Annotated in this window: 29 protein-coding genes and 2 tRNA genes; 16 read left to right on the forward strand and 15 right to left on the reverse strand. The window is 59.3% G+C overall.

Annotated features, from left to right (window positions below; translation table 11 throughout):
* Positions 1–334 precede the first annotated feature (334 nt).
* Positions 335–1,717: a Do family serine endopeptidase gene (locus MK208_RS01435; RefSeq protein ID WP_294113257.1), complete on the forward strand. Its 1,383-nt coding sequence runs from the start codon at positions 335–337 to the stop codon at positions 1,715–1,717.
* A gap of 70 nt (positions 1,718–1,787) precedes the next feature.
* On the opposite strand, the gene MK208_RS01440 is transcribed toward MK208_RS01435, so the two are convergent.
* Positions 1,788–2,348, reverse strand: coding sequence for a peptidoglycan-binding domain-containing protein (locus MK208_RS01440; protein ID WP_294113164.1), 561 nt, complete (start codon positions 2,346–2,348; stop codon positions 1,788–1,790).
* Between the two features lie 58 nt (positions 2,349–2,406).
* Positions 2,407–2,799: an OB-fold nucleic acid binding domain-containing protein gene (locus tag MK208_RS01445; protein ID WP_294113258.1), complete on the reverse strand. Its 393-nt coding sequence runs from the start codon at positions 2,797–2,799 to the stop codon at positions 2,407–2,409.
* 135 nt (positions 2,800–2,934) lie between these two features.
* Between MK208_RS01445 and MK208_RS01450 the strand changes: the two genes are divergently transcribed.
* Together MK208_RS01450 and MK208_RS01455 are read left to right on the forward strand one after the other, a co-directional pair.
* Positions 2,935–3,258, forward strand: coding sequence for a 2Fe-2S iron-sulfur cluster-binding protein (locus MK208_RS01450; protein ID WP_294113167.1), 324 nt, complete (start codon positions 2,935–2,937; stop codon positions 3,256–3,258).
* Between the two features lie 44 nt (positions 3,259–3,302).
* Entirely contained in the window at positions 3,303–3,992 is a 690-nt protein-coding gene (locus tag MK208_RS01455) for a VCBS repeat-containing protein (protein WP_294113170.1), read from the forward strand.
* A 72-nt stretch (positions 3,993–4,064) separates the two neighbouring features.
* On the opposite strand, the gene MK208_RS01460 is transcribed toward MK208_RS01455, so the two are convergent.
* The 4 genes from MK208_RS01460 to purD form a co-directional block, all read right to left on the reverse strand.
* Positions 4,065–4,676, reverse strand: a complete 612-nt coding sequence (locus MK208_RS01460) for a LuxR C-terminal-related transcriptional regulator (RefSeq protein WP_294113173.1) — start codon at positions 4,674–4,676, stop codon at positions 4,065–4,067.
* A gap of 87 nt (positions 4,677–4,763) precedes the next feature.
* The gene (locus MK208_RS01465) at positions 4,764–5,555 is read right to left on the reverse strand and encodes a Sua5/YciO/YrdC/YwlC family protein (RefSeq protein ID WP_294113175.1); all 792 of its coding nucleotides are present in this window, start codon (positions 5,553–5,555) and stop codon (positions 4,764–4,766) included.
* A 4-nt stretch (positions 5,556–5,559) separates the two neighbouring features.
* On the reverse strand, positions 5,560–6,192 hold the full coding sequence (leuD, locus tag MK208_RS01470) for a 3-isopropylmalate dehydratase small subunit (protein WP_294113177.1): 633 nt from the start codon (positions 6,190–6,192) through the stop codon (positions 5,560–5,562).
* Between the two features lie 207 nt (positions 6,193–6,399).
* The gene (gene purD / locus MK208_RS01475; RefSeq protein WP_294113178.1) at positions 6,400–7,662 is read right to left on the reverse strand and encodes a phosphoribosylamine--glycine ligase; all 1,263 of its coding nucleotides are present in this window, start codon (positions 7,660–7,662) and stop codon (positions 6,400–6,402) included.
* A gap of 83 nt (positions 7,663–7,745) precedes the next feature.
* Here purD and xseA point away from each other — a divergent pair, with 83 nt between their 5' ends.
* On the forward strand, positions 7,746–9,281 hold the full coding sequence (gene xseA / locus MK208_RS01480) for an exodeoxyribonuclease VII large subunit (RefSeq protein WP_294113180.1): 1,536 nt from the start codon (positions 7,746–7,748) through the stop codon (positions 9,279–9,281).
* A gap of 9 nt (positions 9,282–9,290) precedes the next feature.
* Here xseA and MK208_RS01485 read toward each other — a convergent pair whose 3' ends face one another.
* Positions 9,291–9,689, reverse strand: a complete 399-nt coding sequence (locus MK208_RS01485) for a hypothetical protein (protein WP_294113181.1) — start codon at positions 9,687–9,689, stop codon at positions 9,291–9,293.
* Between the two features lie 38 nt (positions 9,690–9,727).
* Positions 9,728–10,774 (reverse strand): alkane 1-monooxygenase, encoded by a 1,047-nt coding sequence (locus MK208_RS01490; RefSeq protein ID WP_294113184.1) that lies wholly within the window; start codon positions 10,772–10,774, stop codon positions 9,728–9,730.
* A 218-nt stretch (positions 10,775–10,992) separates the two neighbouring features.
* Here MK208_RS01490 and rpmG point away from each other — a divergent pair, with 218 nt between their 5' ends.
* Together rpmG and MK208_RS01500 are read left to right on the forward strand one after the other, a co-directional pair.
* On the forward strand, positions 10,993–11,160 hold the full coding sequence (gene rpmG, locus MK208_RS01495) for a 50S ribosomal protein L33 (protein ID WP_007814563.1): 168 nt from the start codon (positions 10,993–10,995) through the stop codon (positions 11,158–11,160).
* 114 nt (positions 11,161–11,274) lie between these two features.
* Positions 11,275–11,802: a GNAT family N-acetyltransferase gene (locus MK208_RS01500; protein ID WP_294113187.1), complete on the forward strand. Its 528-nt coding sequence runs from the start codon at positions 11,275–11,277 to the stop codon at positions 11,800–11,802.
* Between the two features lie 177 nt (positions 11,803–11,979).
* Here MK208_RS01500 and MK208_RS01505 read toward each other — a convergent pair whose 3' ends face one another.
* Both MK208_RS01505 and MK208_RS01510 read right to left on the reverse strand, forming a co-directional pair.
* A complete protein-coding gene (locus MK208_RS01505) occupies positions 11,980–12,729 on the reverse strand; it encodes a Bax inhibitor-1/YccA family protein (RefSeq protein WP_294113189.1) in 750 nt (249 codons plus the stop codon).
* Positions 12,730–12,870: 141 nt separating this feature from the next.
* On the reverse strand, positions 12,871–13,077 hold the full coding sequence (locus tag MK208_RS01510) for a DUF1127 domain-containing protein (RefSeq protein WP_294113192.1): 207 nt from the start codon (positions 13,075–13,077) through the stop codon (positions 12,871–12,873).
* 160 nt (positions 13,078–13,237) lie between these two features.
* Between MK208_RS01510 and MK208_RS01515 the strand changes: the two genes are divergently transcribed.
* Positions 13,238–14,131, forward strand: coding sequence for a LysR family transcriptional regulator (locus tag MK208_RS01515; protein ID WP_294113194.1), 894 nt, complete (start codon positions 13,238–13,240; stop codon positions 14,129–14,131).
* A gap of 3 nt (positions 14,132–14,134) precedes the next feature.
* On the opposite strand, the gene MK208_RS01520 is transcribed toward MK208_RS01515, so the two are convergent.
* The gene (locus tag MK208_RS01520) at positions 14,135–15,097 is read right to left on the reverse strand and encodes an NADPH:quinone oxidoreductase family protein (RefSeq protein WP_294113196.1); all 963 of its coding nucleotides are present in this window, start codon (positions 15,095–15,097) and stop codon (positions 14,135–14,137) included.
* A gap of 333 nt (positions 15,098–15,430) precedes the next feature.
* On the opposite strand from MK208_RS01520, the gene MK208_RS01525 reads away from it, so the two are divergent.
* From MK208_RS01525 to MK208_RS01535, 3 genes are all read left to right on the forward strand, one after another.
* A complete protein-coding gene (locus tag MK208_RS01525; protein WP_168591397.1) occupies positions 15,431–15,799 on the forward strand; it encodes a helix-turn-helix transcriptional regulator in 369 nt (122 codons plus the stop codon).
* A 57-nt stretch (positions 15,800–15,856) separates the two neighbouring features.
* The gene (hisN, locus tag MK208_RS01530) at positions 15,857–16,648 is read left to right on the forward strand and encodes a histidinol-phosphatase (protein ID WP_294113198.1); all 792 of its coding nucleotides are present in this window, start codon (positions 15,857–15,859) and stop codon (positions 16,646–16,648) included.
* A 135-nt stretch (positions 16,649–16,783) separates the two neighbouring features.
* Positions 16,784–18,133, forward strand: a complete 1,350-nt coding sequence (locus MK208_RS01535) for an 8-oxoguanine deaminase (RefSeq protein ID WP_294113200.1) — start codon at positions 16,784–16,786, stop codon at positions 18,131–18,133.
* A 112-nt stretch (positions 18,134–18,245) separates the two neighbouring features.
* Here the strand turns inward: MK208_RS01535 and MK208_RS01540 are convergent.
* Both MK208_RS01540 and MK208_RS01545 read right to left on the reverse strand, forming a co-directional pair.
* A tRNA-Gly gene (locus MK208_RS01540) sits at positions 18,246–18,320 on the reverse strand.
* A 170-nt stretch (positions 18,321–18,490) separates the two neighbouring features.
* Positions 18,491–18,565: transfer RNA gene (locus MK208_RS01545), tRNA-Gly, on the reverse strand.
* A 129-nt stretch (positions 18,566–18,694) separates the two neighbouring features.
* Between MK208_RS01545 and MK208_RS01550 the strand changes: the two genes are divergently transcribed.
* Both MK208_RS01550 and MK208_RS01555 read left to right on the forward strand, forming a co-directional pair.
* Positions 18,695–19,069, forward strand: coding sequence for a hypothetical protein (locus MK208_RS01550; protein WP_294113202.1), 375 nt, complete (start codon positions 18,695–18,697; stop codon positions 19,067–19,069).
* Between the two features lie 21 nt (positions 19,070–19,090).
* Entirely contained in the window at positions 19,091–19,990 is a 900-nt protein-coding gene (locus tag MK208_RS01555; protein WP_294113203.1) for a YHYH protein, read from the forward strand.
* Between the two features lie 101 nt (positions 19,991–20,091).
* Here the strand turns inward: MK208_RS01555 and MK208_RS01560 are convergent, their stop codons facing one another.
* On the reverse strand, positions 20,092–20,928 hold the full coding sequence (locus MK208_RS01560) for an isocitrate lyase/phosphoenolpyruvate mutase family protein (RefSeq protein WP_294113205.1): 837 nt from the start codon (positions 20,926–20,928) through the stop codon (positions 20,092–20,094).
* Between the two features lie 222 nt (positions 20,929–21,150).
* Here MK208_RS01560 and ctaD point away from each other — a divergent pair, with 222 nt between their 5' ends.
* The 4 genes from ctaD to MK208_RS01580 all read left to right on the forward strand — a co-directional run bounded on the left by ctaD (position 21,151) and on the right by MK208_RS01580 (position 24,708).
* Complete coding sequence (gene ctaD / locus MK208_RS01565; RefSeq protein WP_294113206.1) at positions 21,151–22,845, forward strand: cytochrome c oxidase subunit I; 1,695 nt, start codon at positions 21,151–21,153, stop codon at positions 22,843–22,845.
* Between the two features lie 86 nt (positions 22,846–22,931).
* Complete coding sequence (locus tag MK208_RS01570) at positions 22,932–23,558, forward strand: class I SAM-dependent methyltransferase (protein ID WP_294113207.1); 627 nt, start codon at positions 22,932–22,934, stop codon at positions 23,556–23,558.
* A 106-nt stretch (positions 23,559–23,664) separates the two neighbouring features.
* On the forward strand, positions 23,665–24,165 hold the full coding sequence (locus MK208_RS01575) for a DUF2244 domain-containing protein (protein ID WP_294113210.1): 501 nt from the start codon (positions 23,665–23,667) through the stop codon (positions 24,163–24,165).
* Between the two features lie 234 nt (positions 24,166–24,399).
* On the forward strand, positions 24,400–24,708 hold the full coding sequence (locus MK208_RS01580; protein ID WP_294113212.1) for an EthD family reductase: 309 nt from the start codon (positions 24,400–24,402) through the stop codon (positions 24,706–24,708).
* Positions 24,709–24,725: 17 nt separating this feature from the next.
* Here the strand turns inward: MK208_RS01580 and MK208_RS01585 are convergent, their stop codons facing one another.
* Positions 24,726–25,802 carry an Mrp/NBP35 family ATP-binding protein gene (locus MK208_RS01585; protein ID WP_294113213.1) on the reverse strand — a complete coding sequence of 359 codons (1,077 nt, stop codon included), beginning with the start codon at positions 25,800–25,802 and terminating at the stop codon, positions 24,726–24,728.
* Positions 25,803–26,034 lie beyond the last annotated feature (232 nt).

Genomic DNA, 26,034 nt, shown 5'->3' on the forward strand with positions numbered 1-26,034 from the left:
GTGCGGCGCGCACCGGCCCTCTGAGGCTGTGCGTGCTGGATGACAGAGGCGAGACATTGACAGGGACTGAGCTTAACCACTGTGGCCAGACCGTGGCTGTGCATTCACTTTTTTCACAGATCACTCACAAGCATGTTAGGCGGCGCGACGCGCATGTGGTTGCCATTGCTGCGTGAAATGCCCACACTTCTCCGCATACGCCGGGAGCAACTCGGCAGGTTTCAAGTACACCAAAGGAGAACCCAAAGTGTTTTCTGACACCCTTACGTACCCCGACACCCAACAGCGCAGCTGGCGCATCGCCGGGCTCGCGTTTCTATCTATTCTGTTTGTCATGGCGCAGACGCTGATTGCGCAAGCACGCCCTGACAGCTTTGCTGATTTGGCGGATGAGATCAGCCCTGCTGTTGTGAACATCACCACCTCAACCGTTGTGGCTGGCCGCACCGGTGGCCCGCAAGGCATTGTGCCCGAAGGGTCCCCGTTTGAGGATTTCTTCCGCGAGTTCCAGGACCGTCAAGGCGATCAGGGCGACCGTCCTCGTCGCACCTCGGCGTTGGGCTCCGGTTTCGTGATTACCGCTGATGGCTTTGTGGTCACCAACAACCACGTCATAGAAGGCGCTGATGAAATCCTCGTTGAATTCTTTGAAGGCGGCGAGCTGCCTGCAAAGGTTATCGGCACCGACAAAAACACAGACATCGCCTTGTTGAAGGTCGAATCCGACGAGCCGCTTGATTTTGTGGAGTTTGGCGACAGCGATACCGCCCGCGTGGGCGATTGGGTCATGGCCATGGGCAACCCGCTGGGCCAGGGCTTCTCGGTCTCTGCTGGCATCGTCTCCCAACGCGGTCGTGCTTTGTCCGGCGCTTATGACGACTACATTCAGACCGACGCCGCCATCAACCGCGGCAACTCCGGTGGCCCGCTGTTCAACATGGACGGCGAAGTGATTGGCGTGAACACCGCGATCCTGTCCCCGAACGGTGGTTCCATCGGCATCGGCTTCTCCATGGCCTCCAATGTGGTCACCAAGGTGGTCGATCAACTGAAAGAATTTGGCGAAACCCGCCGCGGTTGGCTGGGTGTGCGTATTCAGGATGTGACCGAAGACATGGTGGACGCTGTGGACGGTCTGAAATCCGCCGCAGGCGCGATGGTCACCGATGTGCCAGAAGGCCCTGCCTTGGAAGGCGGCATGCTGGCGGGGGACGTGATCCTGACCTTTGACGGCGCCAAAGTGGCCGACGTGCGTGGTCTGGTCCGCGCGGTGGGCAACACCAATGTTGGCAAAACCGTCGATGTGGTTGTGTTGCGCGATGGCGGTGAGGTGACGCTGGCCATCACCCTTGGTCGCCGGGAAGAGGCTGAAGGCGCTGTGCCAGCGAGCCAACCTGCGCCCTCCAGCGATCCGGTTGAGAAAGAAATCCTCGGCCTGACCGTCACCGTGTTGACCGACGACATGCGCGAAGAGCTTGGCGTGGCGGAAGGCACCGATGGTCTGGTGGTGAGCGCGGTGGACGAGATGTCCAAAGCCTATGAAAAAGGCCTGCGGGCGGGGGATGTGTTGACCGAAGCGGGCCAGCAGAAGCTGACCTCAATTGCCGATCTGGAAGACCGCATCGAAGAAGCCAAAGAAGCGGGCCGCAAGTCCCTGTTGCTTCTGGTACGCCGCGCCGGAGAGCCCCGCTTTGTGGCGCTTAACATCGAAGAGTAAGCGCGGGTACATATCATAACAAAGAAGGGCGCCCGCTGCGGCGCCCTTTTTCATGTCCTCTTGCGTGGGGTCACGCCTCGCGCGGCACCGCCACCAAGCCAAGCCGCCGCGCGCTTTCCAGGGACAGGATGGCACTGTCGAGCCCTTCGGCGCTTTGATAGCGGCGAATGGCGGCGCGGGTGCGGGCATCGCGCTCTGCGGTGATGCTGCCGTAAAACAGCCCGCGTACTTTCAAAGCCCGCTGCAGAGAGGCGGTGAACTCTTCGGTCCAGACTTCGGCACAGGGGGTTTCAAACCACAATTCCCGTCGCTCCTGCACAATGCGCTGCTGTGTTTCGGTGCGGAAAATCCCTGGCGCGATCACAGTGCCATCTGCCAGCACTTCGGGCGGCTGCACCATGACCTGCTCGCTCACAGTTTCCACCACGGCTGGCGTCACATGACGGCCCCAACAGCTGCCCGGCCGCGCATTGGGCGGCGCTCCGGCATCTTCGGCGCGGATAATTTCAGGCTCGTTAAAAGCAGCGATATAAGGCGCGGTGGTGATTTGCTCTTCGCACGCCGTCAGGCTCCCCAACGCCAAAAGCGCCGTGGCGGCCAGAACCGATCGTGCGGCAAAATCTGCGGGCATGCTCGCGCCTCATGTGTTTTGCCCTGTCATACCGCGTTTTGCGCCGCAGCGAAACGCGTCATTTGCTTGAAGGGGCTGGCGGTGTGACCAAACTGTCCAAAAGCGGCGAGAGATCCTCGATCCGCTCGGCAATCACATGGGTGACATTGTTCTCCCGCTGAATGCGCCCGGTGACCCTGAGCAGTCGCCCGGCAATCACCGCGCGGCGGAAATGCTCATAAAGGCTGCGCCAGACAATTACATTTATCACGCCGGTCTCATCCTCCAGCGTGACAAAGATCACGCCTTTGGCGGTGCCGGGCCGTTGGCGCAGAATCACCAGCCCGGCCACGGTGATCCGCGCGCCATTGGGGGGCTCCGTCAGGCGACTGGCCACCAAAGCCGCCGGGGGGCGCGGCCATGCGTGATGCGGGGCCATGCCTGGAGGCCACGTGGGGGTCGGGGATCTCATAATCTGCATGGGAACAAATATAGAACATTTAAAAATTGTCGCAAGGGGAGGGAGCGCTTGTCGCAAATGGGGGTGGAAGCGGCGCAGGCCCTGACCTAACTAGAGATGCGAACAGTTTCACCAAAGGAGCCAGACATGGCCAAAATCACCTATGTCGAGCATAACGGTACCGAACATGTTGTTGAGGTCGCCAATGGCTTGACTGTTATGGAAGGCGCGCGCGACAACAATGTCCCCGGCATCGAAGCCGATTGCGGTGGCGCCTGTGCCTGCTCGACCTGCCACGTCTATGTGGACCCAGCTTGGGTCGAGAAAGTCCCGGCCAAAGACGACATGGAAGAAGACATGCTGGACTTTGCTTATGAGCCTGATCCCGCGACCTCGCGCCTGACCTGTCAGATCAAGGTCACCGACGCGTTGGACGGTCTGGTTGTCAAACTGCCAGAAAAGCAAATCTGATGGCGTTGGCGCGGCGTCTCTTGTCACACCGGCTGCGCCGCGCAATGCTCGCGGTCGGTTTGGGTCTGATGGCCGCGCCTGTGATGGCGGAGATCGCCTCCGCCCGATACACAGACGAAACCTCCCGATATGCCCATGGCGTGCTAGGCGATGCCATCGAGTACGGCACGCTAGAGCTGACGTTGAAAGACGGTAAGCGTCTCGCACTCACACTCCCCCAAGACCGCGTCTTTGAAGACATCGCACCGCGTCTGATGGATATGGACGGCGATGGCGTACCAGAAGTGATTGTGGTTGAAAGCAGTCAAACCGGCGGTGCCCGCCTGGCCATCTACGACGAAACTGGCCTGCGTGCCGCCACGCCCCACATCGGTCAACGCAACCGCTGGCTCGCGCCCATCGGGGCCGCAGATCTTGACGGCGACGGCCACATAGAAGTGGCCTATATCGATCGGCCCCATCTGGCCAAAACCCTGCGCGTCTGGCGGTTTAAAGACAATCAGCTGACCCAAGTCGCGTCACAGGCTGGCCTGACCAACCACCGCATCGGCGAAGACTTCATCTCCGGTGGTATCCGCGATTGCGGCGACGATCCAGAGATGATCACGGTCAACGCCAATTGGTCCGAGGTCATGGCCACGCGCTTTGACGGCAAAGCCCTGTCGCCCCGCGCCCTTGGCGGCTTCAAAAACCAGACATCCCTAAAGCACGCGCTGGACTGCAAAGCGCCTTAGCCTTCTCATTCCAAAAATATCTCGGGGTGAATTGAGCGCACAGCGCTCAAGAGGGGCTGGCCCCTCACGCCACTACCGCACGGTCCCGTCGCTGGCCGAATAAATATGCCGCGTGCCAATCGCGCCCAATGACTGGAAAAGGCTCGCGGTATTAGACACACCAAACTTCTTCAAAAGCTTGCCGCGATGCACCTCGACCGTGCGGTTGCTCATGCCCAACTGGATCGCAATCTCCTTGCTGGTCATGCCTTCGGCGAGCAGTGAAAACACCTCGCGCTCGCGGCGGGTCAACGCCTGATATGGCCGGGTGTCAGAAATATCAGCAAAGCTCCACACCGCGCGTTGCAACGGGTCTTCCGGTGTAAACGTATGCCCGCGCACGCGGCACCAGAACATCTCTCCGCCACGCCGCATCATCACCCGCTCGTCCCAATAAAAATTGCCCTCACGCAGCTCCTGCACACCGCGGTTGCGAATATTGCTGAACTCTTCCTGTGTGGGGTAGAGGATGGCAAAGGTGCTGTCTTTGAGGGCTGCGCGCTCATAGCGGAACATCTCGGCAAAGGTGTCGTTACAATCGCGGATCACCCGGTTTTCGGTGACCACAATGCCCACCGGCGCAAAGCTGAACGCCAGTTCCACAAAATCGCCCGTGGCAAAGGCCTCTTCCACCGAAATGGTCATGTCATCTCCCCCAATTCAGGCGGAGAATAGGGCGCAGCACTTGCCGGTGCAACGCCCCTTGATCGCATCTCCAAAGGTTGTCGATGCTTAGTAGTAATGCCCGTGGCGGTAGTCCCAGCTGATAAAGTGCTCCGACATCAGCTCCATGATCTCGGTACAGGCCAAACCCTTGCGGATCAGCACCGGCCCGGGACTCACATCGCGGTTGCCATTTTGCAGCGGCACCAAGGCGCCTTTGGCATCCACAACAGAGACCATCACGCCCTGCTCATAACGGGTTTTCTCATCGGCATCCGGTTGAATGGACGCCACATAGTCGTTGGCTTCAATGATCATATCCACCTCGGCTTCGATCTGCTCGCCAATGCCTTCCACCAAACCACGATTGCCTTTGCCTGATGGGTTGGCCGAAGAGGCGAAGACCAGTTTTCCGTGCTCTTCCCACAGCGTGCGCACGGTGTTTTCAGAGGGCGTGCCAAACTTGATTACAAAGCAGCTGGTGCCGCGACCGTCCATCATCAACGCATCAGAGCCATCATCGGGAATATGGGTGCGGGCGCCGTCTTTCCATGGCAGGATGCAGCCCAGAAGGATGTCTTTGTCCCAGTGTGATTGATAAAACGCTTCAATTTCGTCGTTGAGATCCGCCAGCGCACGCAGCTGGTCCATCGAGCCGCAGAGCACCACGCCTGGCTTGTTGCGTTTGCGGTTCTTGGCGGAAAATTTGCGCTCCAAACCAGCGGCGTCACTTGTCATCACGATGTAGCCCACTTTGGTTGGGCTCACGATACAACCGCCGGGCTGCACCAGCCGGTCAACGGCCTCTGTTTGAACGCCGCCGTTCCAGCGGATGTGCTTGTCGCTGAGAGTATCTTTCATGGGTCTACCTTGTGTTGGTTGGAAGGGGGGTATGCAGCCAGGGAAACCGCGTTTCTGCAGCGGCTTCATAGGCTTCGATCTGCTCGATTTTTTCGAGCGTCAGGCCAATTTCATCCAACCCGTTCAGCAGGTTGTGTCGCCGGGTCGGATCTACATCAAAGGCAAACTCTGTGCCGTCTGAGGCGGTGATGGTTTGAGCGTCGAGATCCACGGTCATGCGCGCGTTTGCACCGCGTTCCGCGTCTTGCATCAAGACATCGACCTCGGCCTGCGGCAGGGTGATTGGCAACATGCCGTTCTTGAAACAATTGTTGAAAAAGATGTCGGCAAAGCTGGTGGAGATCATGCAGCGGATGCCAAAGTCATTGAGCGCCCAAGGCGCATGTTCCCGACTGGATCCACAGCCAAAGTTGTCACCAGCGATTAGGATTTTGGCGTCGCGATAAGCGGGTTTGTTGAGAATAAAATCCGCAATCTCACTGCCGTCAGGGCGAAAGCGGATTTCCTCAAACAGATGTTTGCCAAGACCAGAGCGGTTGATGGTTTTGAGGTATTGCTTGGGCAGGATCATATCGGTGTCGATATTGATCAGCGGCATAGGGGCCGCGAAGCCACAGATTTTGTTTAAGGCTTCCATGCAGAGCCAACTCCATAGACAGGGGATTCAGTGGGCTGAATGCTGTCCTGGTGCCTGTCTGGGCTCTAGGTGGCGCGCTTACTTGCAGAGGCTTTTAGCGGGTCTCGCGCGGCAAGCCAAGCCGCATGTTGCACTGCAATTGCTAGCGCTTACAAAAAAAAGGCGCTGCCCCCTGGAGGTGCAGCGCCATTCTATCTGGGGAGTACCTTAAAGCGCGCGCCAGCCGATGTCGCGGCGGAAGAACCCGCCGGGCCAGTCAATCGCATCGACCATGGCATAAGCCCGATCGCGCGCTTCCTGCAGGCTTGCGCCCCGCGCGGTCACGTTCAGCACACGCCCACCGGACGCGGTGATTTTCCCGTTTTTTTCGGTGGTGCCTGCGTGAAACACCATGTTCTTGCTGTCGGCCGCGATGGCATCCAGCCCGCCAATCACCGAGCCTTTCTCATAAGACCCGGGATAGCCATTGGCCGCCATCACCACGGTGATTGCATGATCATCGGCCCAGTTCACCTGCGCCTCATGCAGCCGCTCTTCGGCCGCCGCATGCATCAGATCCATCGCCTGCGCGCCCAGACGCATCATCAGCACCTGACACTCCGGATCGCCAAAACGCACGTTGTATTCCACCAGACGCGGCTGGCCGTCTTTGATCATCAGACCCACATAAAGCACACCCTGATAAGGGGTGCCGCGCTTCGCCATCTCGTCAATGGTCGGCTGCACAATCTCATCCAGCGCCTTCTGGGCAATCTCATCAGACAGCACCGGCGCTGGGGAATAGGCGCCCATGCCACCGGTGTTCAGCCCTGTGTCGCCTTCGCCCACACGTTTGTGATCCTGCGCCGTGCCGACGGGCAGGGCGGTCTTGCCGTCACAGAGGATGAAGAAAGAGGCCTCTTCGCCCTCCATGAATTCTTCGACCACCACTTCGGCGCCTGCGCCACCAAAAGCCCCGCCAAACATGTCGTCCACCGCATCCAGCGCGGTTTGCAGGTCCATCGCAACAATCACGCCTTTGCCTGCCGCAAGTCCATCGGCCTTCACCACAATCGGCGCGCCTTGCTCGCGGATGTAGGCTTTGGCGGCTTCGGCATCGGTGAAGTGTCCGTAGCCTGCGGTCGGCGCATTGGCTGCGTCACAAATCTCTTTGGTGAAGCTCTTGGAGGCTTCCAGCTTCGCCGCCGCTTGGCTTGGGCCAAACACCAGCACACCCGCCTCGCGCAAACGATCCGCTACGCCTGCTGCCAAAGGCGCTTCCGGGCCAACAATCACAAAATCAATCGCATTGGCTGCCACAAAGGTCACAACCTCGCCGCCATCCTCGATGTCAAAGCTGGCGCATTCCGCGATCTGCGCGATGCCCGCATTGCCCGGTGCCACAATAAGCTTGTCGCATTTCGGGTTCTGCATCACTGCCCATGCCAGTGCGTGCTCACGTCCACCGCTGCCGAGAATAAGAATGTTCATGTTGCCGCCTTCCGCTTGGCCTCCGCTTTGCGGCGTTCTAAGGTGGCTTGGCACAGGAAACAAGGGAACTGAGCAGCGCACCCATGTCCGATCTGATCGACGACCCAAGAGAGGGCGAAAACGCCCCGGAATTCAGCGTCACCGAACTCTCCGGTGCGATCAAACGCATGATCGAGGGCGAGTTCTCCCATGTGCGCATCAAAGGCGAGATTGGCCGGGTGTCTTTTCCGCGCTCGGGCCACGTCTATCTGGACCTAAAAGATGACCGCTCGGTGATTGCCGGCGTAATGTGGAAAGGTGTTGCGGCGCGGGTTTCCACCCGTCCGGAAGAAGGCATGGAAGTGGTCGCCACCGGGCGGCTGACGACCTTCCCAGGCCAATCCAAATACCAACTGGTGATCGAAGACCTGAAGCCGGCAGGCGTCGGCGCGCTGATGGCGATGCTGGAAAAACGCAAAGCCATGTTGCAGGCCGAAGGGCTGTTTGCCCAAGAACGCAAAAAGCCGTTGCCATACCTGCCGGAAATCATCGGTGTTGTGACCTCGCCCAGCGGGGCCGTGATCCGCGATATTCTGCACCGGCTGCGGGATCGCTTCCCGCGCAAAGTGCTGATCTGGCCTGTCGCCGTGCAAGGTGAGCAATGTGCGCCACAAGTGGCCAACGCCATTGAAGGTTTCAACAAACTCACCCCCGGTGGTGCCATGCCGCGCCCAGATCTGATCATTGTCGCCCGAGGCGGTGGCAGCATCGAAGACCTCTGGGGCTTCAACGAAGAAGTGGTGGCCCGCGCCGCGGCTGCCTCTGACATCCCGCTGATCTCTGCAGTGGGTCACGAGACGGATACAACGCTGATCGACTTTGTCTCTGACAAACGCGCGCCAACCCCAACGGCTGCTGCGGAATTAGCCGTACCGGTGCGGCTCGACATGTTGGCCTGGGTCGAAGAACAGGGCGCGCGCCTCACTCGAGGGCTGGAGCAAGGCCTACGCCAACGCGACCAACGCCTGCGTGATCTCGCCCGCGCCTTGCCGCGTGCCGACACGTTGCTGCAAACCCCGCGACAGCGCTTGGACACCGCCGCCGATGCACTGCCCCGCGCGTTGCAATCCGGTATCCAGACGCGCCGCGTGACTCTGGCGGAGAAATCTGGCGGATTAAGCGACAAAACCCTGCTGCGCATGATCGAAATTCGACGGCAGCAGTTGGGCCGCTACGGCGACCGCTTGTCTGTGGATGCGCTGTCCCGCGACATCTCCCGCCAAAAAGACAAAGTCAGCGACCTGTCGCGTCGTCTGTCCGATGCAGGCACCCGTCAGGTGCAAACGCTCAAAGACCGGCTGGCCTCATTGGACCGCATGCGGGAAACGCTGAGTTACACCGCGACGTTGCAACGCGGCTACGCCGTGGTGCGCGGAGACGGCCAGTTGGTGAAAACATCTGTCGAGGCCAGCGCCGCCAGCGCTTTGGAAATTGAATTTGCCGATGGCCGCCTGTCCGTAGGGGCAGGGGGCGCAGCTGCCCCCTCTGTACCGCCGCAGCCAGCACCGGAAAAGCCCAAGCTCGCGCCAAAACCCAAAGCGAAGAAAACGCCGCCACCAGAGCAGGGCAGCCTGTTCTAACGCAGTGGCTTAAACGCCAACATCTGGCCCAAGACAGAGCATCTCTTCGGAGCTGTCCTCAATCTCATACAGCAGCCGCCCGTCCGGCTCGTTTTCGAATTTGGCGCTCAAGCCCCGCCCGTCTTCATAAAAACTCCAGCATTGCGGGCCGGGTGTGTCCTCATAGACAAAACAGATCTGCCCGGCGTCCTCGTACCAATAGCCGTCCTTGCACTGGCCGCTGCCATCCAGAAACGCCCACCGCACCCGCCGGTCTGACAAATACTCTTCCACGCCATAGCGCCGCCCGTCCGCCTCGTAAAACAAGGTCTTGCCAGACACATAGGCTTCAAATTCCGCTGCCGACATGGCGTCCTGCGCCGCCGCCGCGCTGCTTAACAGCGCCAAAACAATGCTCACATACTTCATGGTGCCACGCTGCCCTAGGCGCGGGTGTCAATCCAGTCTCATTGCTGTGATGCGCGCAGTTTTGCCGCCCTTAACTTTTCAACGCGCGGGTCCATCACCCGCCGCCATTGCCGTGGCCAAAGCGCCAGAATGGCCATCAACGGCAATGACTGCGGCAGGGTGGGCATGGTCGACTTGTCCAGTTTCAAGGCCGGGTAGTCCCGCGTGGGCACCATATGATGGTCCGAATGACGCGGCGCATTGAGCATCAGCGCGGAGGTATAAAGCTGCGGCGCGTTCCAGCTGTGCTGTGGCCCCACCGGTTCCGGCTTGCCGTTTTCGCGAACCTGGCGATGCAACCCGTAGTGCTGCACATAGTCTGACAGCAGAAGCTGCATGCTGCCGTAACTCGCCAGCGCCACATAGGCCAACACACCGCCCACCCCGGCCAACCTTGCCGCCACGGCAATGCAAAGCACCGCGCCGCCGACATAGATCACATAGGGATGCAGCAGCGACTTGCGGCTTCCAGCCCGCGCGCGCATCGCATTCTCTGCCTGCCATCCGGCCACAAATGAGCCAATCCAGGCCCGTGGCCAGAAATGATAGAAGTGCTCGCTATCTTGGGGGCTGTTGGGGTCTTTGTCGGTCGCCACCCAGATGTGATGCACTTTGGGATGGGCGGAGGTGTGGTGCCCAAACAGCAGGGAGATGTAGACCCACATGCCCAGCTTGCGTGGAAACCTTGCCGATTTGTGGATCAACTCATGGGCGTTGGCATTGCTGACCTGTCCAAAGAACAGTCCAAACGCCAGAAAACAGCAGATTTTGGCGCCAAGGCTGATCCCTGTAGCCCCCGCCAAAGCCATCACGGCCAATATCATCAATGGGAAATGCACCAGACCCAACACCAGCGACAGCCGCATACCGCTGGGACACTCGCCATCCTCACCGGTTTTCGCCGCTGCGCCCTGCACCAGCCGGTCCATCACATGGATCAGCCCGCTCATATAGGCCAGCGCCGCCACCGACCACAGACCACCCAACAGCCCGCCAAGCGCCAACAGCACCACGGGAATCGTTGTCGCGATCCAGAACCAAGCCAAGTGTTTTCCCTTTCAAAGAGCCCATGCACTTTGTATCCGGACAAAATTACTCCTTCGTTTCCGCGCTGCAAAGCGGTGAGGTGGGGATATTTTCAAAGGATTGCACTTTTCTTGAGGAATCCCGCGCCAACCCCATTGACTCGGCCCCAGCCATCATTAAAAGGCGGGCTTCAAGAGATTTACACGGGGTATCTGTGCCCCGGCGCAGGAGAAGCACAATGGCGAAGCCGACGACAATCAAGATCCGTCTGAACTCGACCGCGGGCACGGGCCATTTCTACGTGACCAAGAAAAACGCACGTACCATGACCGAAAAGATGGTCGTCCGCAAATACGACCCGGTGGTGCGCAAGCATGTCGAGTACAAAGAAGGCAAGATCAAGTAAGATCACTTTCTGAGACACATGCAAAAGCCGCGCCAAACCAAGGCGCGGCTTTTTGCTTTTCTGGGAAACCGCGCCTGAAAAAAAACAATAAGTTTTCTTCAGGAGGGTTCCCAAATGCCCCATCCATTTTTTATCCGCCCCGCCAAGCCCGATGATGCAGCTGCATTGTCTGATCTCTATGCACGGTCCTTTCCGGACCTGTTGCCTGAAGATTATGAGGAGGCTGTGCTGGATGTAGCGCTCCCGCTGTTTACCAAAGCGCAGCCAGCGTTGCTGTCATGCGGCACCTATTTTGTTGCGGAATGTGTGGAAACCGATGACATCATTGGGGCCGGGGGCTGGACTGATCTTAGCCCTTCACATGGCATCACAGGGACTCACCTCGGTCATGTGCGGCACGTGGCGACGCGGTCGGATTGGCTGCGTCGTGGCGTGGCACGGTCGTTGATCGACGTGTCTCTGGCCTCTGCGGAAGCCCACGGGATGAGGGAGATGAGCTGCATGAGCTCGATCACTGCACGTGATTTCTACGCCTCTATGGGCTTTGAGGAAACCACTGAAGTCGAGCTCACATTGGCTCCAGGTGTGCACTTCCCCGCCATCCAAATGCGCCGCAGCCTCTGCGCGCCGGAGTATGCCTAAAGGATTGCCCGCGCACGAACCGAGGGGCGGGAAGCGAAGCGCCCGCCCCGTGGGGGCGGTTCGGGCGCTGCCAAAGCTTACTTTGGCATTGTGTGATAGCCTTCCATTGAAGTTATAAGCGGACACAAAAAAGGCCGGTCACAGTGACCGGCCTTCTCGTTTGCTATCCTGCAAGGATCACTCGCGGTTGCCGAGGAACTGCAGCAGGAACATGAACAGGTTGATGAAGTCCAGATACAGGGTCAAAGCGCCCATGATCGCGGATTTCGCCAGCCACTCGCCGTCACCCATGTGGGCGTGCTGAATGTAGTCGTTCTTGATCTTCTGGGTGTCATACGCGGTCAGACCGGCAAAGATCAGAACACCAATTGCGGAGATCGCAAAGGCCATTGCGGACGACGCGAGGAAGATGTTCACAATCGATGCCACGATCAGGCCGATCAGACCCATCATCAGGAAGGTGCCCATGCCGGACAGGTTCTTCTTGGTGGTGTAGCCATAGAGCGACAGGCCCGCAAAGGCGATCGCGGTGATCAGGAAGGTCTGGATGATCGACTCACCGGTGAACACCAGGAAAATAGAGCTGATCGATGCGCCCATCAGCGCCGCAAAGGTGTAGAAGAACAGCTGAGCGCCAGCGGCGGACAGGCGGTTGATCGCCATGCCAAAGCCAAAGACCATCGCCAGCGGAGCAAACATCACAACCCATTTAAAGTTGGAGAGGTACAAGGTCTCCCCCAAAGTGGACAGACCAGTTGGGGACGATGGATCAACAGCCAGACCGGACAGGGCCCAAGCGGCGGCAAAGGTGATCAACATGCCCACGGACATGTTGCCATAGACCTTGTTCATGTGGGCGCGCAGGCCCTCGTCAATCTGAGCCGCGCTGGCAGATGCCGTGCCGCGGATCGTGTCAAATTCAGCCATCAAAGCCTCCGAGTTAACTTTATTGCCCCCAGAACCAGACGTTCAGAGGGTTTCAATAGGGAATATCGGTGAGGGAGGGCGTGAATTCAAGGATTTCCGCCGCCCAAAGCGGCGAAAATCCGCATCAATGTTAACGTTTGTTCAGCCGCGCCAATGCGCCGGCACATCCCAGACGGAGCGTTTCAATTCAAACTCTACATCCGCCTTGCTCAGGCCCATGTCTTGCAGCGCAGCGGCGTCGAGTTGTGCCAGTTGGCGGCGCTGACGGGATACGGCAAAGGCTTTTACAACGCCGGCAAAGGACAGTTTGGAACCACGAGGGGCGGAGGAAGTGGTGATGAAGGCCATGGGGTCGCTCCTTTCCTTGTTTGCGATTGATCTTCGGGTCTGCATCAAATTACTTGATGTATGTGGCGGTCTATGTGTATTTTGAAAGCGAATGTTTATGACGAGCTTCATCACAGATCGTGATGATAGATCAGAAACCTAAATCAATTGAGGGACAGCCATGCGCAATCTTGATGTAACCACGCTGCGAAGCTTTGTTGCCGTCGCCGATATGGGCGGCGTAACCAAGGCCGCAGGCTTTCTGCATCTCACCCAGTCGGCTGTGTCTATGCAGCTCAAACGGCTTGAGGAACTCATTGGCGTGGACCTGCTCGACCGCTCCGGGCGCGGCATCGCGCTGACCCCTGCTGGCGAGCAGATGCTGGGCTATGCCCGTCGCATGGTCACCCTCAACGACGAAATCATGCGCCGCCTGAGCCACGATGAGTTTGAAGGCGCGGTGACACTTGGTGTGCCGCATGACATCGTCTACCCGACCATTCCCCGCGTGATGCAGCAATTTGCGGCCGCATTTCCAAGGGTGAAAGTCAATCTGTGTTCGTCTTTTACGGTTGAGCTGAAGCAGCAATTCGAAAAGGGCGAAATCGACTTGATCCTCACGACCGAGCGCAACACGCCGGAAAACTCGGAAGGCCTCTGCACCTTGCCATTGGTTTGGATAGGCGCACCGGGTGGAGCAAGCTGGCGCCGCCGGCCGATTCCCTTCGCCTCTGGTCGCCAATGCCTGTTCCGGCCCACTGCGATTGGTCTCTTGGACAAAGCTGGCATCGAATGGGACAGCTCGGTTGAAACGGAATCCGACCGCACCGTAGAGGCCACTATTGCCGCCGATCTGGGGGTTGGGGCGATGATTCAAGGCACAGAACCCCGTCATCTTGAGGTGATCGATCACGGCGGCGCCTTGCCCGACCTTGGTGAGCAGCACATCAATATGTATGGCGCAGAGCAGGCCAAGGGCGACATGGTCGCCCATCTGGCCGAGTTGATCCGCAAAAGCTTCCAGCCGATGCACACGCCGCTGGAAAGCCCGCCCCGCCTTGGCGTGGTTGGCTAGGCTTTACTCAACCGTCACAACAACCTTGCCGGTGGATTTGCGGCTGCGCAGGAGCTCATAGGCCTCTGCCGCCTGTTCCAGCGGCAGGACATTGCTGACATGCGGCTTTAGCTTGCCTTCGCCGTACCAGCCAAACAGCGTGCGCATGCTGCCGGTCAACACCTCTGGCTTGAATGACAAGTACCCGCCCCAATAGAGGCCAATCACCGTCAGGTTTTTCACCAGCAGGTGGTTGGCTGGAATTTGCGGCACCTCTCCGCTGGCAAAGCCCAAGGGCAAAAGCCGCGCCTCCGGGTTGCAGGCGCGGAAGGCCGCTTTGAACTGATCGCCGCCCACAGGGTCATAGACGACATCGGCCCCGCCAAGGGCTTTCACTTCGGTGCGAATGTCCGCGTCCGTCGCGTCAATCAAGTGATCCGCGCCCGCCGCCTTGGCCACTTCCAGCTTGTTCGCACCACGGGCGCAGGCAATCACATTGGCCCCCATGATCTTGCCCAGCTCCACCGCCGTGAGGCCCACACCGCCTGCGGCACCCAGCACAAGGAGGTTTTCGCCGGGCTGCAATTTGGCGCGATGGTCCAGCGCCACATGGCTGGTGCCGTAGGCCACAGGGAAGGCCGCCGCATCTTCAAAGCTCATGCCCTTGGGCATTGGCACGGCGCTTTCTGCGGGATACACGCCAAACTCGGCCAAGCCACCGCTGCCGCCAAACACCAGCACATCCGAGCCAACTGCAGGCCCATCGGTGTCCGGTCCCAGCGCATCCACCACGCCCGCCACTTCCATGCCCAGCGTAAATGGCACCGGCGGTGTGGCCTGATAGGTGCCCTTGATCATCAGCAAATCGCCAAAATTCAGTGCGCAGGCTTTGATCTTCACCCGGATCTCCCCGGGGCCAGGTTCGGGTGTGGCAATATCTACAAGGGTAGGGGCGGTGTCATGGGATGTTACTTGAAAGGCGCGCATCTTAATCTCCTGATCTCAGGTTCGAATACACAAGCGTCCGCGATCAAGTCAAAGCTGATCCCTTGAAAACAGAGGATTGCGACACGACGTCACCCTCTGGCTGAACATTTGATGGCGCGGGAAGTGCTTAACATGACAATCTCCGATTGAATGAGCCACACTATCCAGAAGGGTTAGGACACATTCTTTCCCTTGATTATAAGGCGAAAACTGCTATGGTGAATTATCGCGAAAGGGATGCGCGATAACTTCACTAAACGAATTGGTGACGCTGCTGGTGGACTGCTTGGTCCTTGGCTGCGGCCCGATATTTAATTCGGAAGGAGACGTGTGATGACACATCCAGTGGACGTGCATGTTGGCAAGAAAATCCGCCAACGCCGGTGGCTGACGGGGATGACGCAGCAACAACTGGCCGAGCAAGTCGGGATCAAGTTTCAACAGATTCAAAAGTATGAAACCGGTGCCAACCGTGTCAGCGCCTCTCGGCTTTGGGACATTTCCGACGCTCTGGACGTGCCGGTCAGCTTCTTCTTTGAAGGTCTCGAAAGCGACAGCGATGGCGCAAGCTCCGGCAGCGTGCCTGCCGACATCATGGCCGACAAAGAAGCGCTGGATCTGATCCGCAGCTACTATGCCATTCCGGAAAACCAGCGCCGGCGCCTGTTTGAATTGGCCCGCGTCTTGTCTGACGTCGCTTGAGTCCATTCCCGCTCTGGTCTAGCCATGGCGCGAACGCCAGAGCGGAGACTGTGACCGATGACACCAGAACAGAACGACCTTATCGCTGTGGCGGACGCCATGGCTGATGCGGCCCGCGCGGCCATTCTTCCCCACTTTCGCAGCACGGCGCTCACCGCAGACAATAAACTGTCTGAGGGGTTTGACCCTGTGACGGTGGCAGATCGCGCCGCGGAGGAAGCAATGCGCGCAGTATTGGCAGAGCGCCGCCCTAAGGACGGCATTTTTGGCGAAGAGTTTGGCAAATCTGAGGGCAGCAGCGGCCTGACCTGGGTCTTGGACCCCATCGATGGTACCCGCGCGTTTATCTCTGGCACGCCAACCTGGGGTGTATTGATCGCGCTGTCGGATGACACTGGCCCGATCTACGGCGTCGTGGATCAACCCTATATTGGCGAGCGCTTCAAAGGTGGCTTTGGCGTCGCTGAAGCCCACGGACCGCAGGGCACTATGCTGCTCAAAACCCGCGACACAGCCACTCTGGCGGAGGCGGTGATCTTCACAACCTTCCCCGAAGTTGGCACTGAGGCGGAGCGCGCAGTCTTTGAGCGAGTCGCATCTCAAACCAAGCTCACCCGATACGGCATGGATTGCTACGCCTATGCCCTTTTGGCCGCAGGTCAGATCGATCTGGTGATCGAAGCGGGTCTTAACGCCTATGACATTCAGGCGCCCATCGCGGTGATCGAGGCGGCTGGCGGCATTGTCACCAATTGGCAGGGCGGCCCCGCGCATAACGGTGGACAGGTTGTGGCTGCGGCCAACAAAGAGCTGCACGCACAGGCTTTGGCGCTCTTGCAGCAGGCGTAAAACGCACCACCCTTGATTGCGGCCCCGCCGCTTCGCTATGATGGGCGGGCACAGCGAGTCCTTTGCCCGCATTCTGTCGCTGTGCCTCATATCGCTACCGAATCGGGCCCGACTTTAGGCCCAAGGAATGCGCATATGGCTCAAGCCGCTGAAACCCTGATCAAATCCGCTCAGACTGTTCTGACCATGGATGACGATCGCCGCGAACTGGCGACGCATGACATCCGCATCAAGGATGGTGTGATTGCCGAGATTGGCGAGAACCTCACAACCGATGGCGAGACCGTTTTTGCTGACGGCTGCGTGGTCACGCCTGGCTTGGTGAACACGCATCACCACCTTTACCAAACCTTGACCCGGGCTGTGCCAGGCGGACAGGACGCCCTGCTGTTTGGCTGGCTGCAACGGCTTTATCCGATCTGGTCACGTTTTGGGTCAGAAGAGATGAACATCTCAGCCCAGATTGGCCTTGCCGAACTGGCGCTCTCTGGCTGCACCCTGACCTCGGATCACCTCTATCTCTATCCAAATGGATCGCGCCTGGATGACACCATCGAGGCTGCCAAGGAGGTTGGGATGCGTTTCCATCCCACCCGTGGCGCCATGAGCATTGGCGAAAGCGACGGCGGCCTGCCCCCGGATTCGCTGGTCGAAAAAGAAGACGCCATCCTCAAAGACGCCATTCGTCTAATCGACACCCACCACGACGCCCGCGACGGCAGCATGGTGCGCGTCGGCGTGGCCCCTTGTTCGCCGTTTTCCGTGTCTCGCGAGTTGATGCGCGACGCGGCCATCTTGGCGCGCGACAAAGGTGTGATGCTGCACACCCATTTGGCGGAAAACGACGAAGACATTGCCTACTCGCTGGAAAACTTCGGCTGCCGCCCTGGCCAATACGCTGAAGAGCTTGGCTGGGTAGGCGAGGACGTTTGGCACGCCCATTGCGTGAAGCTGGATGAAAGCGAAATCGCGCTTTTTGCCCGCACCAAAACCGGCGTCGCCCATTGCCCTTGTTCCAACTGCCGCCTGGGCAGTGGCATCGCGCCCGTGCGCGCCATGCGCGACGCCAAAGTGCCTGTGGGCCTTGGTGTAGACGGCTCTGCCTCCAACGACGCGGGCAATCTGGTGGCCGAAGCCCGCCAGGCGATGTTGTTGCAGCGAGTCGCTCTGGGCGCGGACGCCATGTCCCCCCGCGAAGCGCTGGAAATTGCCACGCGAGGCGGGGCAGAGGTGCTGGGCCGTCATGATTGCGGCCAGATCGCTGTCGGTAAGCGCGCCGACATTGCGATTTGGGATGTCACCGGCGTGCACAGCGCGGGCAGCTGGGATCAGGCGGCGATTCTTCTGGCAGGTCCAACCACCGTGCGCGATCTTTTTGTCGAAGGCCGGCAGATCGTGCGCGATGGCCATATGACCAGCATCAACTTGGCTTCGGTGATTCAGCGGCAGAATGCTTTGGCCACGCGGCTCGCGGAAAGCCTCTGAGCGAATACACCGGCGGGCGCACCTTTGCGTCCGTCACCTTAAGTCATTCAAATCATGCGGAAAAAACAAAAGGCGCCGGGAAACCCTGGCGCCTTTTTGCGTTAGATCCAAATGGAGCGGGCGAGGCGATTCGAACGCCCGACCCTAACCTTGGCAAGGTTATGCTCTACCCCTGAGCTACGCCCGCACCGTTTGGATGGCCGTGATTTAGCGCTCCCCACGGGGGACCGCAACCCCCAATTCGAAAGAAATTCACACAATCCGCAGAAAGTTTTTAAGTACCTGAAAAGTGGTCCAGAAACGCGAAAAGGCGCGGATAAATCCGCGCCTTCATCACTCTCTCCGCGTGGGAGATATTGGAGCGGGCGAGGCGATTCGAACGCCCGACCCTAACCTTGGCAAGGTTATGCTCTACCCCTGAGCTACGCCCGCTTCCTTGGGTGAGGCGTGAAATATAAAGAGTCTCGGCGGGCTGCAAGTGGAAAATGTCGCCTTGCCGAAAAAAATGTGATTTTTGATTTTTCACCGACGGAACCCTCAATAAGGCACGTAGTAGCTTCCATGACAGACACCACACAGACACTCAGCCGCCGCAGCTTTCTGGCCATGCTTTTGTTGGCCCCGGCCGGGGCTTTGGCGCACGCCGGACATGGCATGAGCCACCTGACGGTCACATCCACCGTGACCCGCCGCCGCAGGCGTCGTCTGGATCTGGTGCTGACATTCTACAACGCTGGCACCGAGCCCATGACGCTGGAAGGCATCTCGGTCGACGTCGCCAAACTCTCAGGACAAAAGCTGCCCTTCACCGTGCCTGCCGGCGGGCTGGAGGAGCAAAAGCTGACCCTGCGGTTTGACGATGCGGTGCCCGGCATTTTCACCATGCTGTTGGATTTTGGCGCGGACGGGCAGGGGCCTGTGACTGTCATGCCGTAGGGGATTTCTGGAGGGAACCACATGACTTTGTTGGAAAACGTGAAGCTCGGCGTTCTGGCCGTGGCTATTGTTATGGGCGCCGCGGCAAGCAGCGATGCCCAGGGGCGTCCGCCAATGCGGCAACACACCGCCACCGAGTCCGAACCGCTTAGTCTGGTGAAGGCCACCAAGACCGCAGGCCGCAACAAGGTGAGCATCTCCCAAAAGGGCTCCAAGCGGGTGATTACCGCCAATGGCATCCCCGCCCATAAGGTGGGCCGGTTCCCCAACAGCGGCAACCCCAATCGCATCAAGGCTCAGTCCTATACCTTTACTATGCCGCTCACACCGCAGAAGACCGTGCTCAGCACGCAAAGCCGCATGAGTATCTTCGGTGTAGGCGTCAACGGCGTGCCATTTGATCCCGGCGCGGCCGAGTTCTGGCGCGGCAACCCGCGCTCCGGCTGGCAGTATGAAGCGCTCGGTGGCGCGGTGCCGCTCGGCTTGGATGCCAACTACGCTCATGTGCAGCCCACCGGGGCGTATCACTATCACGGCTTGCCGGTTGGGCTGATGCAGCAACTTGGTTGGTCGCGCCAGGCGGAATCGCCGCTGATCGGTTTTGCGGCGGACGGCTTCCCGATCTACGCCATCACCGCCACAGTGAATGGCCGCGTCACGCAAATGACCAGTTCCTATCGTCTTAAATCCGGCAACCGCACCGGCAACGGCCCCACCGGCCGTAACGATGGCACCTTTGTCCAAGACTACAGATATGTCGCCGGGGCAGGGACGTTGGATGAATGCAACGGCGCATTTGTGAAAACCGCAGATTACCCGCAAGGCACCTACGCCTATTTTCTCACCGACAGTTTTCCTGTGATCCCGCGCTGCCACAAGGGCACGCCGGACCCCAGCTTTCAAAAACGTCGCCCAAGATAAGTCGCCGCTGATTTTCGAAGGGTGACAACCCGGTGTGTGTTCCTGCACTGCACCCTTTGGAAGCCCCTGAAACGCCCGCACCCCCAATGCGGGCGTTTCTTTTACACGCGCGGTGTTGGCTGTGCCCGCATGAGCCCCATCAACTCCGCCCCCGGCATCGCCTTGTCGGCATAGGCAAAGGCCCCGTCCTGCAACACCGCGCGCATCGCCTGCTGCACCGCGCCATACGCCAACCGGGCCAGGGACCCGCCCACGCTGATCCGCGCCACACCAACCTCTGACAATTCCTGCACCGTATAAAATGGCGCCCGCAGCCCCATCACCACATTCACCGGTTTGCTCACCTCGGCGCACACAGTCCGGATTGCGTCCAGGTCCGGCAGGCCCGGCGCATAAAGCACATCGGCCCCCGCCGCCTCAAACGCCTGCAGCCGTGCAATTGTGTCTTTTAAGTCAGGCCGTCCGTGCAAATAGTTCTCCGCCCGTGCTGTCAGCACAAACTGATGGGCCTTTGCCGCCTCCGCCGCGGCGGCAATGCGCTCCACCGCCAGTCCCATATCCATCACGCCCGCGTCCTCACCGCCGGTGGCATCTTCAATCGAGCCGCCAACCAGCCCAACCTCCGCCGCCATGACTATGGTCTTGGCGCAGGTTTCCGGGGCCAGGCCAAAACCGTCCTCCAGATCGGCGGACACCGGCAGGTCTGTGGCCGCCACAATCTCCGCCGCGTTGGAGAGAATCGCCGCCCGCGTCATGCTTGCTGCCCCGTCGCGGAGGCCTTGGGTCACGGCAGCCCCTGCACTGGTGGTCGCCAATGCCGCGAAACCTTCGGCCGCCAACACCCGCGCACTTCCCGCATCCCAAGGATTTGGCATCACAAAAGCCTTGTTTCCCTGATGCAGGTCCAAAAAAGCGGTGTATTTCTGATCTCTACGCATGTGCTGATTCCCAAGTGGTTCTCACCACCGTAGCGTGAAAACAGAACAAAATTGGAACAAATCGCCGTACCTTGCGCATTTTCCTCGCCTGCCTGCGACAATTTTTTTTGATCTAGGTCAATTACGGAGATTGCGACCACGCGCTCAGCACCCTAAAACGACCGGGAACCAGGCGTCGGCGGGATTCCGCACGCCCAGATACAATTCAACAGGAGGCAACGCATGGCAGACGCAGCCATTCAAGGCCACGACCATCATGACGAGCGCGGATTTTTCACTCGCTGGTTCATGTCGACCAACCACAAGGACATTGGCATCCTTTATCTGATCGTATCGGCACTGGCCGGTCTGATCTCCGTATTCTTCACCGTGCTGATGCGCATGGAGCTGATGGACCCGGGTGTGCAATACATGTGTCTGGAAGGCGCACGCTTCTTTGGCGGCGGTGATGGCCCCTGTACGCCAAACGGCCACCTTTGGAACGTTCTGATCACCTACCACGGCGTCCTGATGATGTTCTTCGTGGTGATCCCTGCGCTGTTCGGCGGCTTCGGCAACTACTTCATGCCGCTGCAGATCGGTGCGCCGGATATGGCGTTCCCACGTATGAACAACCTGTCCTTCTGGCTCTACGTGGCCGGTACCCTGCTGGGTGTCGCCTCAATGTTTGCACCAGGCGGTGGTCCGGCAATGGCAGATGGCAGCCAACAGCTTGGCTCTGGTGTCGGCTGGGTCCTGTACCCACCGCTCTCCACCATTGAGGACGGCATGTCGATGGACCTCGCGATCTTTGCGGTGCACGTCTCCGGTGCCTCTTCGATCCTGGGTGCAATCAACATCATCACCACCTTCCTGAACATGCGTGCCCCTGGCATGACCCTGTTCAAAGTGCCTCTGTTTGCCTGGTCCATCTTTGTGACCGCGTGGCTGATCCTCCTGGCTCTGCCCGTTCTGGCCGGCGCCATCACCATGCTGCTGACCGACCGTAACTTCGGCACCACCTTCTTTGATCCAGCTGGCGGCGGCGACCCGATCCTGTATCAGCACATCCTGTGGTTCTTCGGCCACCCGGAAGTGTACATCGTGATCCTGCCAGGCTTCGGCATCATCTCTCACGTGATTGCGACCTTCGCGCGCAAGCCGGTCTTTGGCTACCTGCCAATGGTCTGGGCGATCATCGCGATTGGTGCTCTGGGCTTCGTTGTGTGGGCGCACCACATGTACACCGTGGGTATGAGCCTTACTCAGCAGTCCTACTTTATGCTGGCCACCATGGTCATCGCGGTGCCAACCGGGGTAAAAATCTTTAGCTGGATCGCCACCATGTGGGGCGGCTCCATCGAGTTCAAAACCCCGATGCTCTGGGCCTTCGGCTTCCTCTTCCTCTTCACCATGGGCGGCGTGACCGGCATCGTTCTGTCGCAAGCCTCTGTGGACCGCTACTACCACGACACCTACTACGTGGTTGCGCACTTCCACTATGTTATGTCGCTGGGTGCGGTATTCGCCATCTTCGCCGGTATCTACTTCTACTTCGGCAAGATGACCGGTCGTCACTACCCTGAGTGGGCGGGCAAGCTGCACTTCTGGCTGTTCTTCATCGGCGCGAACCTGACCTTCTTCCCACAGCACTTCTTGGGGCGTCAGGGCATGCCACGTCGTTACATCGACTATCCGGAAGCCTTTGCATATTGGAACAAGATCAGCTCCTACGGCGCGTTCATTTCCTTCGCATCCTTCCTGTTCTTCTTCGGTGTGATCATCTACTCGATGTTCCGCGGCGCGAAAGTGACCGAGAACAACTACTGGAACGAGTACGCCGACACTCTGGAATGGACCCTGCCAAGCCCACCCCCAGAGCACACCTTCGAGATCCTGCCAAAGCAGGAAGACTGGGACAAAGGCCACTCTCACTAAGGTGAGGCCTCTCAGGTAGAAGATCAAAGAGGCCCCGGCGCAGCGATGCTCCGGGGCCTTTTCTTATGAGGCGAGGGCCCTTGCGGATGTCAGACACGGATTTGGAAACGATCAAGGCCGGGATGGCTGGCGTCTACGAGCGCAACGCCGCCGTCTGGGACGAGGGTCGCGATACGTCTTTGCGGGAAAAAGACTGGCTCTCCCGCTGGCTCGAGGGCCTGACAGTCCCCTCCAATATCCTTGACCTCGGTTGCGGCGCAGGTCGGCCGCTGAGCAGCCATCTGGTTGGGCTTGGGCATGAGGTTGTCGGCGTCGACGCCAGCGCCGCCATGATTGCCCGTGCGCAGGCCAATGTTCCAGACGCCACATTCCAGGTCGCTGACATGCGCCACCTTGATTTAGGCCAGACCTTTGACGCCATCCTCAGCTGGGACGCCTTCTTTCACCTCAGCCCCGCAGAACAACGGACAACCCTGCCACTGATTCTAAACCACCTCAGACCCGGCGGCCACCTTCTGCTGACCGTGGGCGATGACGAAGGTGAGGTCACTGGCACCGTGGCGGGAGAGCCTGTCTATCACGGCAGCCTGTCTCCCGCCGAATACCTCGACATCCTGCAAACCGCCGGCTTTGCCGAGATCACCTACACTCCCAATGACCCCACTGTACTAGGCCGCTACGTTCTTTTAGCCCGCGGCAAAGACGCGACATGACCCACAAAAACCAACGCGCCCCATTCTCCTTCCCCAAATATCCCAGGGTGAATTGCGCGCCCGCGCGCAAGAGGGGCTGGCCCCTGCCTGACGCAAGGCTGACCTGATGCCCCACCGCTGGACACTCCAAACCAACCCAGACCAGCCCGTCCTGACCCTCTGGCCGCACCGCTCTCTGCCACGCCGGGGCTTTGCCGCGATGATTCTCTTTGCCTTCACCATGGGCACCATCCCGCTCTACGGCCTTTTGGGGTCTGTGGCGCTTTGGGGCATTCTGCCGTTCATTCTGGTGATGGTCGGCGGCCTCTGGTGGGGGCTGGAGCGCTCTTACAAAGACGGCGAGATCCTCGAAGAGCTCACTTTGGCCGACGACATCCTGCATCTGCGCCACTCCCCCGCGCGCGGCGCCGCCAAAGAGTGGGAGTGCAACATCTACTGGACCCGTGCCGAGCTGCATGCTTTTGGCGGCCCTGTCCCCAACTACGTGACCCTCACAGGCAATGGCCGTATCGTGGAGATCGGAAGCTTTCTTAGCGAAGACGAGCGCAAACAGCTCTACGTCGAACTGGACGACTTTCTGAGGGCAAACGCCACGCCGTCAAATTAAGCCTGTTGCGCAACAGCGCCGTTGCGCGGGCGCGGCCTTCATATTTGCGGCGAATCTCCGGGTGACGTGAACGTCAAAAAACGCACCGTTGAAAAACAGTCGGGATACCGACGTAATACCGACGTAATTTTTGGGCGCGCCCCGCTGCGGTGCAGCAGGTTAACAGCCCGATTTTGCGCCCGGTTTTTTGTCTGCTAGGCTGATTTTCACACCGCCAGAGTTGGGGAGGACATCATGGCTGTAACCTTACAAGTGCTGTATCCGGTGGGCGACGGCACCACCTTTGACCACGCCTATTACGCCACCACCCACATGGGGTTGGTCGGCGAACACATGGGCGCACATATCTCCGCTGCAAAGGCTTCCAAAGGGCTGGCAGGCGGTCCGGACACCCCGGCGCCGTTTCACGCGATTGCGACAATTACCTCTGCAGATCAAGAGGCTATGGGCGCCGCCATGAAAGCCGCAGGGCCGGTCATGGCCGATATCCCCAACTTCACCAATGTGCAGCCGCAGATCCTGATAGGCGAGATCTACGGCTGAGGAAAAGGGGAGGGGGCTTAGGCCATCCCGCCCCGCACAAGCCCATTGGCAATCTGCGCATAGGCCTGTGCCATGTCGCTGTCACCGGCGGCAATCGGCGTGCCACCATCGCCCGCAAGCCGCGTGTCCAGATCAATTGGCAGCGCGCCGAGCAGCGGTACACCCAGCTTCTCAGCCTCCGCCGCAACCCCGCCGTGCCCAAAGATATGCGCCTCGTGTCCGCACTTCGGACAGTGGAAAAGGCTCATGTTTTCAATGAGTCCCAGCACCGGCGTCTTTAATTGATCAAACATACCAAGCGCCTTGCGCGCGTCCAGCAAGGCCACATCCTGCGGTGTGCTCACCACGATGGCACCGGTCAGCTCCGTCTTCTGACACAGCGTCAGCTGCACGTCCCCGGTACCGGGGGGCAGGTCAACGATGAGCACATCCAGATCGCCCCACTGCACTTGCGTCAGCATCTGTTGCAGCGCGCCCATCAACATCGGCCCGCGCCAGACCACAGGCTTGTCTTCCTCCAGCATGAACCCCAACGACATCACGGTGACCCCATGGGCCTCAAGCGGAATAATGGTTTTACCGTCAGGACTTGCCGGACGTTTGTTGACCCCCATCATGCGCGGCTGACTTGGGCCGTAGATGTCAGCATCCAGCAAACCCACCTTGCGGCCTTGTTTTGCGAGTGCCACGGCGAGGTTGGAGGACACGGTCGATTTGCCCACGCCGCCTTTGCCGGACCCCACCGCAAGAATGCGATCCACGCCCGCCACTTTCATGGGGCCAGCTTGAGGTTTGGGGTGTCCGCCAATCTTTAGGCTGGGGGCCGCCGGTTTTGGGGCAGGCGCGCTGTCATGCGCCGTCAGGGCCACTTGCACCGAGTCGACCCCGTCCATCTGCGCAACGGCCGCTTCCGCCATTTTACGCAACGGCTCCATGAGTCGTGCTATATCAGGATTTGGCGCTTCGATCACAAACTGCACATTTTTGTCGCGAATGCTCAAAGCGCGCACAAAATCGCGGGAGATCAAATCGCCCCCGTCCGGGAGGGAAATTTTTTGCAAAACCGCTTGCACTTCTTCTTTGCTGACGGACATGCGCGACTCCTATGCTGCGCGTGCACAATAAAGGCACTTCTAGAATGTAGATTTAGGAATGGGTTTACATTTCTTCAACCAATTCCGCACCTTGGTTAATTTTTCTACAGTTTACCTTGACGTAACGTCTGCTATTCGCTGAGCGCATGGCTGCTTTGTCAAGGCAGCTATTGTGCAGATGCAGCATCCGCCTATATCACCATCACAACAGCGAACAGACACTCTAGCAGAC

Source organism: Shimia sp. (assembly GCF_022448905.1).
GTDB lineage: Bacteria > Pseudomonadota > Alphaproteobacteria > Rhodobacterales > Rhodobacteraceae > Shimia.